At 42.3% G+C, this 14,890-nt stretch carries 14 protein-coding genes; 6 read left to right on the top strand and 8 right to left on the bottom strand.

Annotation, left to right across the window (positions count from 1 at the left end; all coding sequences use genetic code 11):
* The 3 genes from ACTQ5J_RS04670 to ACTQ5J_RS04680 all read left to right on the top strand — a co-directional run bounded on the left by ACTQ5J_RS04670 (nucleotide 1) and on the right by ACTQ5J_RS04680 (nucleotide 3,593).
* The gene (locus ACTQ5J_RS04670; protein WP_441750988.1) at nucleotides 1-1,110 is read left to right on the top strand and encodes a HEAT repeat domain-containing protein; all 1,110 of its coding nucleotides are present in this window, start codon (nucleotides 1-3) and stop codon (nucleotides 1,108-1,110) included.
* The gene (locus tag ACTQ5J_RS04675; protein ID WP_441750990.1) at nucleotides 1,107-2,501 is read left to right on the top strand and encodes a glycosyltransferase family 2 protein; all 1,395 of its coding nucleotides are present in this window, start codon (nucleotides 1,107-1,109) and stop codon (nucleotides 2,499-2,501) included. Before ACTQ5J_RS04670 ends, ACTQ5J_RS04675 begins: the two co-directional genes overlap by 4 nt.
* A gap of 408 nt (nucleotides 2,502-2,909) precedes the next feature.
* The gene (locus tag ACTQ5J_RS04680) at nucleotides 2,910-3,593 is read left to right on the top strand and encodes an MIP/aquaporin family protein (protein WP_441751322.1); all 684 of its coding nucleotides are present in this window, start codon (nucleotides 2,910-2,912) and stop codon (nucleotides 3,591-3,593) included.
* A gap of 20 nt (nucleotides 3,594-3,613) precedes the next feature.
* Here the strand turns inward: ACTQ5J_RS04680 and ACTQ5J_RS04685 are convergent, their stop codons facing one another.
* Nucleotides 3,614-5,626, bottom strand: coding sequence for an ABC transporter ATP-binding protein (locus ACTQ5J_RS04685; RefSeq protein ID WP_441750992.1), 2,013 nt, complete (start codon nucleotides 5,624-5,626; stop codon nucleotides 3,614-3,616).
* Nucleotides 5,627-5,646: 20 nt separating this feature from the next.
* On the bottom strand, nucleotides 5,647-6,078 hold the full coding sequence (locus ACTQ5J_RS04690; protein ID WP_441750994.1) for a MarR family winged helix-turn-helix transcriptional regulator: 432 nt from the start codon (nucleotides 6,076-6,078) through the stop codon (nucleotides 5,647-5,649).
* A gap of 161 nt (nucleotides 6,079-6,239) precedes the next feature.
* Here ACTQ5J_RS04690 and ACTQ5J_RS04695 point away from each other — a divergent pair, with 161 nt between their 5' ends.
* From ACTQ5J_RS04695 to ACTQ5J_RS04705, 3 genes are all read left to right on the top strand, one after another.
* Nucleotides 6,240-7,169, top strand: a complete 930-nt coding sequence (locus tag ACTQ5J_RS04695; RefSeq protein WP_441750996.1) for an ATP-binding cassette domain-containing protein — start codon at nucleotides 6,240-6,242, stop codon at nucleotides 7,167-7,169.
* Nucleotide 7,170: 1 nt separating this feature from the next.
* Nucleotides 7,171-7,959, top strand: a complete 789-nt coding sequence (locus tag ACTQ5J_RS04700) for an ABC transporter permease subunit (RefSeq protein ID WP_441750998.1) — start codon at nucleotides 7,171-7,173, stop codon at nucleotides 7,957-7,959.
* A gap of 189 nt (nucleotides 7,960-8,148) precedes the next feature.
* Entirely contained in the window at nucleotides 8,149-8,352 is a 204-nt protein-coding gene (locus ACTQ5J_RS04705; protein ID WP_441751000.1) for a hypothetical protein, read from the top strand.
* A 141-nt stretch (nucleotides 8,353-8,493) separates the two neighbouring features.
* Here ACTQ5J_RS04705 and ACTQ5J_RS04710 read toward each other — a convergent pair whose 3' ends face one another.
* The 6 genes from ACTQ5J_RS04710 to chvE all read right to left on the bottom strand — a co-directional run bounded on the left by ACTQ5J_RS04710 (nucleotide 8,494) and on the right by chvE (nucleotide 14,852).
* A complete protein-coding gene (locus ACTQ5J_RS04710; protein ID WP_441751002.1) occupies nucleotides 8,494-9,195 on the bottom strand; it encodes a hypothetical protein in 702 nt (233 codons plus the stop codon).
* 262 nt (nucleotides 9,196-9,457) lie between these two features.
* On the bottom strand, nucleotides 9,458-10,390 hold the full coding sequence (locus ACTQ5J_RS04715; protein ID WP_441751003.1) for a 2-keto-3-deoxygluconate permease: 933 nt from the start codon (nucleotides 10,388-10,390) through the stop codon (nucleotides 9,458-9,460).
* Between the two features lie 260 nt (nucleotides 10,391-10,650).
* The gene (locus ACTQ5J_RS04720) at nucleotides 10,651-10,977 is read right to left on the bottom strand and encodes a PTS sugar transporter subunit IIB (RefSeq protein WP_441751324.1); all 327 of its coding nucleotides are present in this window, start codon (nucleotides 10,975-10,977) and stop codon (nucleotides 10,651-10,653) included.
* Nucleotides 10,978-10,986: 9 nt separating this feature from the next.
* Nucleotides 10,987-12,162, bottom strand: coding sequence for a multiple monosaccharide ABC transporter permease (mmsB, locus tag ACTQ5J_RS04725; RefSeq protein ID WP_441751005.1), 1,176 nt, complete (start codon nucleotides 12,160-12,162; stop codon nucleotides 10,987-10,989).
* Complete coding sequence (gene mmsA, locus ACTQ5J_RS04730) at nucleotides 12,155-13,696, bottom strand: multiple monosaccharide ABC transporter ATP-binding protein (RefSeq protein ID WP_441751007.1); 1,542 nt, start codon at nucleotides 13,694-13,696, stop codon at nucleotides 12,155-12,157. Before mmsA ends, mmsB begins: the two co-directional genes overlap by 8 nt.
* A gap of 61 nt (nucleotides 13,697-13,757) precedes the next feature.
* Complete coding sequence (chvE, locus tag ACTQ5J_RS04735; RefSeq protein ID WP_441751009.1) at nucleotides 13,758-14,852, bottom strand: multiple monosaccharide ABC transporter substrate-binding protein; 1,095 nt, start codon at nucleotides 14,850-14,852, stop codon at nucleotides 13,758-13,760.
* Nucleotides 14,853-14,890 lie beyond the last annotated feature (38 nt).

Genomic DNA, 14,890 nt, shown 5'->3' on the forward strand with positions numbered 1-14,890 from the left:
ATGAACTATTTCAGTTTGATTTATTTTCTTCTGATTTTGTATACACTTATCAGTTTAGGTCTGATAAGTTTCGTCATCATTTACCAAGTTTATTTGAAGCACCAGAATAATAATCAGCAAGCAAATAAGATAAAATGGATGCTTTATTTTCAGAACAGTATTCTTCATCCCAAAGAGGGGCATTCGTTAAAAATAGAAGCGCGTGTTTGGCGAAAGTTACGCAACATAAAAACTTTCATTCATTTTTCAGATGCTTTCGCTGCATACTTAAATGGTTCACATCGAGACAAATTTATTCAAGTGGTTGAATTTAATTTACACGAGTGGATCAAATTAGGTGCTTACTATTCAAGAAAACCGTCCCTTGAGAAGGCTTATTATGCCTCTGTGTGTAATCGAATGCCTGTATCAAAGCATGAAAACTATCATGTCCTAGCCGATTTATTACTTACATATATAGATGACCCTTCTATATATTGTAAGGAGAATGTTTTAAAGGCGCTTTACCACTTTGGTCTTGCGAAACCAATCGTGAGTGCGCTTCATCATCTATCAGGCACTCGTCAGTTACATGATCCAAAACTCATTTCTGATAGCTTACTCACTTACTCAGGAGACAAAACAGAATTGATTGAACAGTTATATGATGAATTGCCATACTTTCAGACAGACTACCAAATTGCGCTTATTAATTTCTTTCGCTTGGAACCAGCTGCTGAAATATTGAAGGATCGTTTAATCACTCTAATCAATGACCATCAGACAAACATTGATCTTACATGTGCTGTATTGAGGTATTACACCAAGTTTCCAGTCACCGCTTACCAGTCCATTATCATTGCTTGCTTAGAGGGGGACGAGTATGAACTAACTGATTGGGAACCTCGTTCAGTAGCAGCTAGCGCTCTGGTTAGTTATCCAAGTCCTGAAACGGTGGAAGCTTTAATACGATCGATTTACTCTAAACACTGGTATGTTAGAAGAAATTCTGCGCAAGCACTTGCGGTCTTGAAAGTGCCTTTAGAAGAATTATCTGAAGTGTTTGAAGGCGATGATAGCTATGCAAAAAATCAACTAAATTACTTTTATAGAAAACAGGTGAGCGTATGACGGTCGAGCTTATTTTTGATATCGCTGGTGTTTTTTTTGCCATCTATTTATTCTTTTACGCAACCTTCATATTTATTGGTAATGCGTCGGCAGTTGTAAACATATTTAAAGCTCGACGCCGTAAATTATTAGACAATATTCTTAAACACCCATACTATTTCCCAGTCTCAATTATAGTACCTGCTTTTAATGAATCGTTCACCATACTCGGGACTGTTGATCATTTACTCCACCTGGATTATGAAATTTATGACATCATTATTGTCGACGACGGATCAACTGACGATACCGCCACCAAAATCATCGACACATACCATATGGAAAAGCAAGAAGGTCCTTTACGAGTTCAAGTCCCATCTAAACCGACCCAAGAAATCTATACGTCACAATTTCAGAAACATCGCATTACATTAGTCCGCAAGGAAAATGGTCGAAGTAAAGCAGATGCAGTGAATGCTGGTATCAATGTCGCAACGTATCCCTACTTCATTTCTATGGATGCTGATGAAATTTTACAGACTGATGCATTAAAAAACTCTGCACGTCTCGTATTGGAAGATGAAAATGTTGTCGCTGTGGGAGGCTTATTAAATATCTCAAATGGGGTTACGTTCAAAAATGCCCGTGCTGTAGATACGCCTTTAACTCGTAACCCTGTTGCGGCCATGCAATCACTAGAATACACCCGTGCCTTTATGGGGTCTCGAGTGTTCAATGATTCATTTAATGGAAATCTAAATGTATCAGGTGGTTATGGTCTTTTCCAGAAAAAAGCAGTCATCGAAATTGGCGGCTATGATCCCAAAAGTGTTGGAGAGGATATGGACTTGGCCTTGCGTTTACATAAACACTTTGCTGGTAAAAACATACCTTATAGCATCAAGTTTGCTGCAGACGCAGTTTGTTGGACACAGGCTCCTTTCACTTTAAAAGATTTAGCTAATCAAAGATCCAGATGGCATCGCGGACTAATCCAGTCTATGTGGAACCATCGTGATTTTTTTATGAATCGTCAATACGGACATATTAGTCTAATATCTTATACTTACTTCCTATTATACGAATTGCTTGCTCCTTTTGTTGAGTTAGCCGGAGTACTACTCATTGCTTTAGCGATCTATACCAACTATATCAATTGGCCTTTCACAATTGCTGTTACTATCTTGTATTCATTTTTTAGTGTGCTCCAAAGTTTAATTTTCTTTGCCGGGCGCTACTTTATACAAGATTATACCTATTACTCAAGTGATTTTGTCTGGGCAATACTCATTTCTTTAGCTGATTTGTTTTTCTTTCGACCATACTTATTGTTAATTCGACTTTTCGCTACATTAACTTATAAGAAGTACTTGCATTCTTGGAACAAAATTGTCCGAAAATCATTTGATTAAAAGATCAGTCACCATTATTTTTCCAAATAGCACAAGCCTTCGTTGCCTTTACGGTAAGGATGACGAAGTGGGTTTGTCTTTAGTGTTCATGAAGAACATTTGCATGTCACGCGTGCCTAGTATAGCTTTGGCTGTTTGGGTTTGTTGGGCGTTGACTAAAGTGTTGTGGTGCAGTGACGGCTGATGGGGCTAATTTTCTATATGACTTTCTAATGGTAGGCATTAGAAGAGTCGATTCTTATGGGGGTTCAAATAGCGGGGCTTGGTCTTATGGCCTTTAGCGTTCGGGGGAGGTAGAGCGCCGGAGGAATTGGGTGAGTGTTAATAGTTTGGCTATTTCTTTTGAAAGTGGTATTCTTAAAAAGGAATTTTAAATAAAAATTTATGAATGGAAGTGGTTTTTTTATGTTGAAAAAAGCATTGGCTGAAGTTATTGGGACTTTTGCGTTAGTGTTTATTGGGACTGGTGCAATTGTGTCTGATAGCGGCGATACGGGTTTATTAGCCATCGGTTTGGCTTTTGGTTTAACGTTGATGGCGATGGCTTTTAGCGTTGGGACTGTTTCGGGTGCTCATTTAAATCCAGCGGTTAGCTTGGCTATGTTCATCAACAAACGTATGGATTTCAAAGCTTTCGGCGTGTACATCGTGGCTCAATTAGCGGGTGCTTTAGCTGCTTCAGCAACCTTGCGTTTCGTTTTATCGGCTGCTGGTCGTGAGATTGTTGGCTTAGGCGAAACTGTTTTATCTGAAGGTGTTTCTGTTGCAGGTGGTTTCGTTATCGAAATGCTGTTAACATTCTTATTCGTTTTAGTGATTGTAACGGTTACTGGACGTAACGGGAATGGTCAAATGGCTGGTTTAGTGATCGGTTTAACATTGACTGCTATGATTTTCATGGGTGGTACGTTGACTGGCGCTTCATTAAACGCCGCACGTAGCTTCGGCCCAGCTGTCTTAATGGGTGGCGCTGCTTTATCTCAATTATGGTTATATGTTGCCTCAACTTTAGTGGGGGGTGCCTTGGCTGCGGTTGTCGCAAACTTTGTGCTAGACACTGAAGCTGGCGATTTAGGTCCAGAAAAAGCTTAAATTTTTATATAGAAAACGAGCTAGCTCGCTGAATTAATTTCAGTTGCTGGCTCGTTTTTTTCTTGCTTAAATTGCGTTTCGTATAGTTCGGTGTAAAGTGCGTTTGAATTCAAAAGGTCTTGATGACTGCCTTGAGCCACAAGCTGTCCTTGTTCAATCACAAGAATTTTATCGGCCGACAAAATTGTCGACAGGCGGTGAGCAATCATCAAGCTCGTGCGTGATTGAATCAATGGCTCGATGGCCGCTTGAATCAGCGATTCAGAAATCGAGTCAAGTGATGACGTGGCTTCATCAAAAATCAGGATAGCTGGATTTTTTAGAAGCACGCGAGCAATCGACAGACGCTGCTTCTCGCCACCTGAAAGCTTCAGACCACGGTTGCCAACGAGGCTGTCGTAGCCTTGTGGCAAGCGAGTAATCAAGTCGTGAATATTGGCTAAGCGACAGGCTTCCACTAGTTCCTCGTTAGTCGCATCAGCTTTAGCATATAATAAGTTGTCCTTAATTGTACCATTGAATAGGTAAGTATCTTGCGTCACGATGCCGATGGTTTCACGTAGATAATGTAAGTCGAGGTCGCGTAAATCGACACCATTCAGACGGATACTACCCGCGTCAACATCATGCAAACGCGGTAAGAGATTAATCAGCGAGCTTTTACCGGCACCGGACGGGCCAACAATGGCGACCGTTTCACCTGGTTGGACGGTGAAGTTGATGTCTTTCAAGATGGGGCGCTCAGAATCGTAGGCGAAGACGACTTGGTCAAATATCAAGTCGGCCGAGGCGCTTGGCTTGCTGGTTGTGGTTGAGTTAATTGAGGCGCTTGGCTTGCTGGTTGTGGTTACGGCGGCGGTGGAAGCTTCGGCGGCGGCGGTGGAAGTCTCGGCGGTGGTGGTTTCGCTTGGCGCCACACCAGCGGTTTCATTCCCCTCGCCCATTCCCGCCGGCCAAATCGCTTGTTGCGGACTTTCAATCTCAACGTCGCGGTCGAAGTAATCGAAGATACGCGTGAACAAGGCCATTGAACGAATCCAATCAATTTGAATGTTCAATAAAGAGTTAACCGGCCCATACATTTTACCAAGGAATACCACCATCACGGTAATATCTCCGACAGATAACGTCGCATCATAATGCATCATCAAACTACCACCCACTAAATACAGTAACAGCGGACCGACACTTGAGAAGGTACTCATAGCCACTCTAAACCAACGTCCGGCCATGCGCTCCTTCATATTCAAGGCCAACAAGTCACGGCTAAAGCTTTCGTAGCGATCGGCTTCTTGCTTTTCTTGGTTGAACAATTTGACCAACAACTGGCCACTGACCGACAAGGTTTCATTTAGAATCCCGTTGACTTGGTCTTCGGTGGCCTGAGCTTGGCTTGTTAGTTGCCAGCGCAATTTACCCATTTTCTTGGTCGGAATAATAAACAAGGGAATAATTATGAGGCCGACCAGAGCTAGCGGTACACTCTTTTGTAACATCGCTAGCAGCGCAAGCCCCAAGGTCAGGCTATTCGAGAGAATACTGGTAACCGTACTAGTCATCACTTGTTGCACGCCTGAGATATCACTCGTCATCCGCGTGATTATATCACCTTGATTATTGCTTGTGTAAAAATGATGCGGCATTTTCAAGAGATGCTTAAACATTGCATTGCGCATATCAAGTGTCATATGTTGAGCAATCCAATTGCTCAGGAAACTTTCGGCGACACCAATTAAATTGGCCGTTAAGATCACGACAAAAGACTGACCAATTAGCCACAATAAACGATTGAAATCTTGACCAATTAAACCTTCATCAATAATTCGCCCCGTTAGAATGGCCGGCAGTAGATTCAGCCAGGCACTCAGGCCAATCGCTGTTAACATCAAAACAAGTTGTTTCCAATAAGGTGCCATGTAACTCATCACGCGGCTAAAAAATGCCCATGTGATGACCGGACGATTGGCTTTTTCCTCACGGCTCATATAGCCGCGACCCTGTTTACCATTAGGACGTGCGATTCGTAATTCCAATAAGCATCACCTTTCTCTTGTTAGGGCGTTTCGCCCAAGTTCTTCAAGCCACTACTCAATTTGTCTGCTAATTCAGTCAATGTATCGATTTCTGCTTCAGTTAATATATCTTCGATGACGCGGCCCATTTTTTGTCTTTCGCCGCGTAAAGCTTCCAAAACTGCTTCACCTGCTGGCGAAATGTTCACCACAAATACGCGTTGGTCTTTTTCGTCACGCTCTCTTGTGATCACGCCTTCGGCTTCCATCCGCACTAGGCGTTCGTTCAATGATGACGTGCGCATGCCCAATCGATCTGCGATGACTCGCGTTGGTGTGTTCGGTTGTTCTGAGATAATTTTCAATAAGCGGTAGCCCCCGCGCCCTAATTTTTGCTTACCAGCCGGGCGTCTTCGCAAGGTCCGCATGACACGGTCCAAGGATGCTAACATCATTTCTTCTTTATTATTCACTTAAAACCCTCCTTCAACAGGTACCTGCTACAATTATACAACAGGTACCTGTTTATGTCAAGTAGAGGATTATTTTTCCTATTTTGGACAAAATAGGGTACTTAATCTTCTGCTTGATGGTAAACTGAAGCTAGAAGTAAAATGCAAAGGAGCTTGTGAAAATGACTCAACCATTTGTTATTGAAACTATTGATTTGACGAAGCGTTTCGGCACTCATCGAGGTATTGAAGATGTGAATATTCGCGTAGCCGAAGGTGACTTTTACGGTTTTATCGGTCCCAATGGTTCTGGTAAAAGTACGACCATTCGTTTATTACTCGGTTTGATTAGTCCTTCTGCTGGGAAGGCGCGCTTATTTAGTGAGCTGGCAGGCCCTAATCAAACGGACGTACTCGCTCGGATTGGTTACATGCCGTCAGAGGCTGTCTTTTACAAAGGCATGAGCGTGCGCGAGGTGATTCGTTTGTCTGCTGATTTGCGCGGGAAGGCTGTGCGTGAGGCCTGTCAATTAGAAGCAAAGCGCCTGTGTGACTTGTTCCAAGTGGATACGCATAAGAAGGTTGAAGAGTTATCCTTGGGAAACCGCAAGAAAGTCAGCATCATTTGCGCCCTCCAACATCAACCAGAGTTATATATATTGGACGAACCGACTAGCGGTCTCGATCCCTTTATGCAGAAACTCTTCTGGCAAGAGTTGACCGAACGTAACCGTCAAGGGGCGACGGTCTTTGTGTCTTCGCACATCCTGTCCGAAGTTCAACGTTATTGCCAACGTGCTGCCATTATTCAAGATGGTCGCATTGTGATTGATGATACTGTTCAACGCTTGATTCAAACAACTGCCAAGCGAGTGACGATTCACGGCCGAGGCCCTGTGGATTTGGATTTAGCCGATATGAAAGACGTGTTGCAAGCGGAGGATTCGCTTAGTTTCCTATATAATGGCGACATTCAATTGTTGTTAAAAGCTTTGTATCAGCAGCGAGGCGAGATGTTGGACGTCTCGATCGTTGATCCGGATATGGATGAAGTCTTTATGCATTACTACGAGAATGCCGCAAACAGCCCGCAAGTTAAAGGAGGTCATTAGTATGTTTATCATGAAACATGAAATCAAACGTCAATGGCTACCTTTGGTCATTTTCGCTTTAGCCTTGAGTTTCATTCTGGCAGTCGTCGTCCTAATGTATCCTTCGATGGCTGAAGACATGGGCGGCTTGATAAGTTTAGTTGACGGCCTGGGAGTGTTCACCGATGCCTTGAATTTAGATATTAGCCAACTAAATTCCTTAATCGGTTTCTACGGTATGGAGATGGAAAGTATGGTCGGCATCGCAGGCGCCTTGTACGCTGCTTATCTAGGAATTTCCTTACTATCTAAAGAAGAAAGCCGCCACACGGCTGAATTCCTATTAAGCCACCCTATTAAACGTTCACGCGTTTACTTAGAAAAAGCAGCCGCCTTGATCCTTATGTTGACACTGTTCAATCTGATTATCTATGTGATTGCTTTAGTGACAATAATCGTTTCGGGACAGTCCGTTCCACTGCTTGGCTTTAGCTTATTACATGTCGCAAGCCTCTTGGTGCAGTTGAATATCGGCTTATTATGCTTCGGACTTTCCGCTTTCTTGAAGAATGAATCAATTGGTTTAGGCATGGGCGTGGCTTTGCTATTATATTTCTTCAGCCTGTTTGCGAATATTTGGCAAGAACTGGCATGGCTACGTTTCATCACGCCCTTCCAGTACGCCTTTGCTTCCGACATTCTGAAGGCCGAACAACTCGACCTAAGCTTGATTGCGATTGTCTTCGGGACCAGTTTGTTGGTGAGTGCGGTTGGATTTGTACATTACAGTAGACGAGATATTGCGAGTTAACTTGGTGGTTAACGCTTTTTAAAAAAGCATCCAGATTTACGCGGCTATTGGAGCCATGTAGATTTGGATGCTTTTATTTGTGATGGTTGGTGAAATTCGGCAAGAAAATGTCGACTCTCGCCAGCATGGGTGGCGAATGGCTAACGCACGCCGACCAACGCTGACAGACGGCAGGTGAGCTAACGCCAAGTGCCGACCCTCGCTGACAGTCGGCAAGAAAGCCAACGCCGAATGACGACTCTCGCTGACAGTCGGCAAGAAAGCCAACGCCGAATGCCGACCCTCGCTGACAGTCGGCAAGAAAGCCAACGCCGAATGACGACTCTCGCTGACAGTCGACAGGAAAACCAACGCCGAGTGACGACTCTCGCTGACAGTCGGCAGGTGGACTAACGCCGAATGACGACTCTCGCTAACAGTCGACAGGTGAGCTAACGCCGAATGACGACTCTCGCTAACAATCGGCAGGTGAACCACCACCGAATGACGACTCTCGCTAACAGTCGGCAGGAGATCCACCGCCGAATGACGACTCTAGCTAACAGTCGGCAGGAGATCCACCGCCGAATGACGACTCTCACTGACAGTCGGCAGGTGGACTAACGCCGAATGACGACTCTCGCTGACAGTCGGCTGGAAAACTGACGCCAAGTGCCGACTCTCACTGACAGTCGGCAGGTGGACTAACGCCGAATGACGACTCTCACTGACAGTCGGCAGGTGGACTAACGCCGAATGACGACTCTCACTGACAGTCGGCAGGTGGACTAACGCCGAATGACGACTCTCGCTAACAATCGGCAGGTGAACCACCACCGAATGACGACTCTCGCTAACAATCGGCAGGTGAACCACCACCGAATGACGACTCTCGCTAACAATCGGCAGGTGAACAACCACCGAATGACGACTCTCGCTAACAATCGGCAGGTGAACCACCACCGAATGACGACTCTCGCTAACAATCGGCAGGAAAACCACCACCGAATGACGACTCTCAACAACAGTTGGCAGGTGAGCTAACGCCGAATGACGACTCTCGCTGACAGTCGACAGGAAAACCAACGCAGAGTGCCGACTCTCGCTGACAGTCGGCTGGAAAACTAACGCAGAATGACGACTCTCGCTGACAGTCGGCAGGAGATCCACCGCCGAATGACGACTCTCGCTAACAGTCGGCAGGAGATCCACCGCCGAATGACGACTCTCAACAACAGTCGGCAGGGAAACCACCACCGAATGACGACTCTTTTATCTAATCGTCGCGACACGCAGTGAGCGACACCTTTATCTTTTGGCACATGGCGCATCGCCACACGTCATCCCCCTAATACATTCTCCAGAACGATGCCACCCAGACCATCGCTAACCCCCACAAAAAAACAGAAAGCCCATCTCGCGATGACTCCCTGGCATTATATAAACTCTATCCAATTAAACCTTAGGAATGCACTCTGAGTGCAAGCCTAAGATCCAAGCCTAAAACCAAACCAAGAACTTAAATATCGTTTTTAATCGTTGACAACTTCGCTACGATAAACGGCGTAATCATGCTTGTAATCACCACTGCCATCAACGTTTGAGACGCAGCTGAAACAACATACTCACTCAACATATCTGGATAAATTGCGCCAAGAATACCGGCAGTAGACACTGATAAACCAGCTACAGTGATAAATGACGCGCCAACTGATCCATCATTCTTCAGAATATTTTTGTCGATGAAAATCATCGACAAGTTCACAATGAAGAACACAACTGTCACAATCACACCACCAACACCAGCCTTCAACGCCTCAACTAAATTCAAACCGTAACCTAAGTTCCACCCCATCAAAACGGTCAAAGCAGGTAAAGCGGGCATAAATAACCCTCTGAAGTTTGGATCAAGGTTACCAAACACCACACCCGCAGCCATAGGAATAACCGTACTAATCGTTGGCATCCAATCCATACCGCCTCCACCAGCGATACCATAAACAATCATCGGAACAGCAGCAATACTGAACAAACCAGTCAAACCATAGACAGCAGTATCATCCTCCGTACCATATTGTTGCATCAGCGATAAATAAACCGCCGGATTAATCGAACAAATAACAATTGTGAACGCCAAAGCACTCACACCAAAAATACCAACTTGCCCGAAAAAATGAATAAATAATAAGCTCAAAATCACACCCGTAATAAATTTAACAAGCAACAACACACCTTGACGCTTCAACGCATAACTAATCTTACTCAAGTCAATCCCAGTCCCCGAACAGAAACAAATCGCACCAATAATGCCATTCGTCCCTAGCCCACCAAAAATGTGCTGAGTCAAACCACCAATCTCAAAAAAATTAGGCGCAATCGTATAAATCAACGCACTCATCAACATCGGCACCAAAAACGTCCCCGCCGGCACACGCTTAATCGCATTCAACATCTTACAAAACCTCAACTTTCAAATCAATTTACCCTATCATAGCATAATCACGCCCAGACAACTAACACCCCTTTGGCCAAAATATAACCTTACATTTGTGAGAAAAAGCTAATTGACAGCGTTTCCGGCCAACTTCGCACGAAAACAACTCCCCTGAAACCGCCAGTCACTCTCTATCTCCTCCTCCACCACGCAAAAAATCCTGCTCATTTTTTCTAATAGAAAAATCAAGCAGGCCGCCAAAAATATTTAATTCTAAACTATTTGTTCAACAAAATCATTGCTTGTTCTAAAACTTTCTTGCCATCCAAATTGGCATAGTTGTCTTTGTCGATTAACTTATATGGAACACGATTGTAATTTAAGTAGTCTTTTAAACGATGAATCTCATATTCGGACTGGGGTCCGATTAAAAGGGCATCGATCATCTCACGCTTTAGGATATCTTCTGCAGTAATCGCTGGGGCGGAATAAATATGCACATCCAACTCTTGCTCTAGAGCAGCATCTTTCATATTCTTGACTAACAAACCGGTCGAAATCCCCGCAGAACAGATCAGTAAAATCGTTTTAGCTTCCTTATTCATCAACTTTCACTATCCTTTTTTACGTTTATTATATTGATCAATCACGACTGCAAGTAATAGAATTAAACCACGAATCGCTTGTTGTAAGTCGATCCCTACACCAAGAATAGACATTCCGTTGTTCAAGACCCCAATAATTAAACCACCAACTAGTGCACCAACAATCGTACCAATACCACCAGAAGTTGAGGCACCACCAAAGTAAACAGCTGATAAAGCATCTAGTTCAATCCCATTACCCGCTTGAGGTGTTGCTGCATTTAATCTTGCTGCCAAAATCATACCAGCTAACGCTGCGAGCACACCCATGTTAACAAATACCCAGAAAGTTACTTTCTTCGTTTTAACTCCAGATAATTCAGCAGATTTATAATTACCACCTGTCGCATAAATATGGCGTCCCATTACTGTACGGTTGGTTACGAACGTATAACCTCCAGCTAATATAGCGATTAAAATCATCACAAATGGAAATCCATTATGTTGCGAGAAGATATAAGTAACCCCTAAAATCGTTACAACTAAAACTGCTAACTTCCCAAAGAAAGAAGTGGTTGTTTCAACCTTTAATAAGTTAGCTTTCTTTTTATTTCTTGACGTCACCATAATTGCCACTAATAAGATAGCTACCGCACCACCAATTAATAATGAGGTCATATGTAACTCGCCCTCACCCATACTTGGTAAATAACCTGAGCTCAAGAAATTAAACATTTCAGGATAATTCGCAATCGATGTTCCCTTTAATGTATATTGAGTTAAGCCACGGAACAATAGTAAACCAGCCAACGTTACAATAAAGGCTGGAATCTTCACATAGGCAATCCAGAAACCTTGCCAGGCCCCGATTAAGCCACCAATCAGTAAACAAATTGGTACAACTAGCCAAGGACTTAACTCTTGTTGAATCATTAAGATAGCTGAAATCGCACCGACAAAGGCCATCACCGATCCAACCGAAAGGTCAACATGCCCCAGAAGAACCACCATCAACATCCCAATTGCTAAGACAAGTATGTGACTATTTTGTAAAACTAAGTTTGTTACGTTAACAGGTCTCAAAAGAATTCCGTTGGTTAGGTATTGAAAAATTAACAATGTGACAATTAAAATAATGATCATACTGTATTTCTCAAAGATTTTCCTTAACATTTCGCTCGCTTTATTCGTGTTTTTTTCACTCATTATTTCCACCTCTTAAACTAGTCATCTTGGCCATTAATATCTCTTGATTGGCGTCCTCGCGTAATACTTCGCCCGTGATTTTACCTTCGTTCATTGTATAAATTCGATCACACATGCCCAATATTTCAGGTAACTCCGATGAAATAATACATACCGCTTTCCCTTCTTGTGACATTTCTTCAATAATTGAATAAATTTCATACTTTGCCCCAACGTCGATACCACGTGTTGGCTCATCTAAAAATAAAACCTCAGGTTCAGTGAACAGCCATTTACTAATAACAACCTTCTGTTGGTTACCTCCACTTAGACTGGTTACTCTGTTTTCAACATTGTTGGTTTTAATGTTCACGCGCTTACGGTAACTTTCAGCCACCTGAACTTCTTTATCAAAATCAATCACGCCATTTTTAGCCGTTGCTTTTAAATTCGATAGACTAATGTTATTTTTAATCGACATTAATAAATCTAATCCCAAATCCTTACGGTCTTCTGATACATAAGCTAAGCCATTATCTATCGCTTCACTCACATCATTAGCTGTGATGACATTGCCGTTCATGTACATTGAGCCTGTAATATTTGAGCCATAACTTTTTCCAAACATACTCATCGCAAATTCTGTACGCCCTGCACCCATTAGACCAGCAATCCCGACAATTTCACCTTTACGGATATTGAAATTAGCCGAATCAATCATTACTTTCGATTTATCACTGGGATGATGAACCGTCCAATCCTTAACTTCAAATAACATATCACCTATATTGGGATTTCTATCTGGGTAACGGTTGGTTAATTCACGCCCAACCATGCCCTTTACAATAATATTTTCATCAATGTTTTTGTCTTTATTATCTAAGGTTTGAATCGTTTTACCATCACGTAAAATCGTGATCGAATCCGCAATTTGTGTGACTTCATTTAATTTATGCGAAATAATAATCGATGTAATCCCTTGATGTCTAAATTCTTCAAGTAAGCTGAGTAAGTTTTGACTTTCGGTTTCGTTTAACGAGGCTGTTGGTTCATCTAAAATTAATAATTTAACCGTTTTCGAGAAGGCTTTCGCAATCTCTACTAATTGTTGTTGCCCTACACTAATATCTGAAATAATCGTGTTAGGATCAATATGTAAGCCGACTGTTTTTAATAAGTTAACCGCTTTTAAGTCGGTCGAATTCCAATCAATAATGCCGCGATTGGCTTGTTCATTACCTAGGAATATGTTCTCTTTAATAGATAAATAAGGACTTAAAGCTAATTCTTGGTGAATGATGACGATACCTTCAGCCTCGCTATCATTCATGTTCTTAAATTTCATTTCTTCATTATTATAATAAATATTGCCATCATAATTGCCATAGGCGTATAAGCCACTCAATACTTTCATTAGAGTTGATTTACCAGCCCCATTTTCACCACAAATACTATGAATTTCCCCACGCTTCACTCTCAAATTAACATCATCAAGTGCTTTTACTCCAGAGAAGTCTTTTGTAATATTCTTCATCTCTAAGATATAATCTGCCATAACTGCCTCCTTATAAAAAAAGGTATCCTAATAAATATTTTATTAGGATACCGAAAATGTTCTAGCGTGCTTCAATACCTAAATCTTCTGGCGTGTAGTAACCTGTTTTTTCAATTAATTCATCATAGTAGTTTTCTAAGTCTACCGAGATTGGTTCTGCCATATAAGTCGGCACAACTTTAGATCCGTTATCATACGTTTCAGTATCATTCACTTCAACTTCGTTACCATTTTCTAAGGCTTCAATCATACCTGCAGTGATAATACCTAACTCTTGAGTATTCTTGAAGATTGTTTGCGTTTGTTCACCTTTGATAATTGATTGTAAACCGGCCACAGTAGCATCTTGACCAGTAATTACTGGAAGAGGTAGTTCATCTGAACCGTAACCGATGCCTTTAAGTGATGAAATTACCCCTAAACTAATTGGATCATATGGTGATAAAACGGCGTCTAATTGTTGATCTGTATAGTTAGCACTTAGTAAGTTATCCATACGCGTTTGCGCTGTTGAACCATCCCAACGTAATGTGGCGATTTGGTTAAACTCAGTTTGTCCTGATGGAATTACAAGTTGTCCGCTATCGATATATTGCTGAAACACTGACATTACACCTTCAAAGTTGATAACTGCATTGTTATCATCTGGTGATCCACCAAACAACTCAATGTTGAAAGGTCCATTACCATCTTGCAAGCCTAAAGCATTTTCAATATAACTTGCCCCGATTACCCCAACTTGAAAGTTATCAAACGTTACATAGTAATCGACATGCTCAGTGTTCATTAACAAACGGTCATAAGCGATTACTGTGATCCCTTGCTCTCCTGCTTGTTTCAACACTTCCGTTAAAGCTGACCCATCGATAGACGCAATAACAAGGTAGTCTACGCCTAAAGTAATCATGTTTTCAATTTGTGCTACCTGGTTCGACACATTGTCTTCACCATATTGTAGTGTTGATTCATAACCTAACTCTTCTAATTTCTCAACTAAGAAATTACCATCTCCAATCCAACGTTCAGCGGATTGTGTTGGCATCGAAATGCCAACAAATGGCGCATCATCTTGTGCATAGGCTGTAGGTAACACAATAGTTGTAGCTGCTAATGCTGCTAAAGTAAATTTGACTAATTTTTTCATTGTTTTTTTCATGATTTTCCTCCTGAATGTTAGCCTAAAGGCTAATGTAC

The sequence above is a fragment of the Fundicoccus sp. Sow4_F4 genome (assembly GCF_052116145.1).
GTDB lineage: Bacteria > Bacillota > Bacilli > Lactobacillales > Aerococcaceae > Fundicoccus.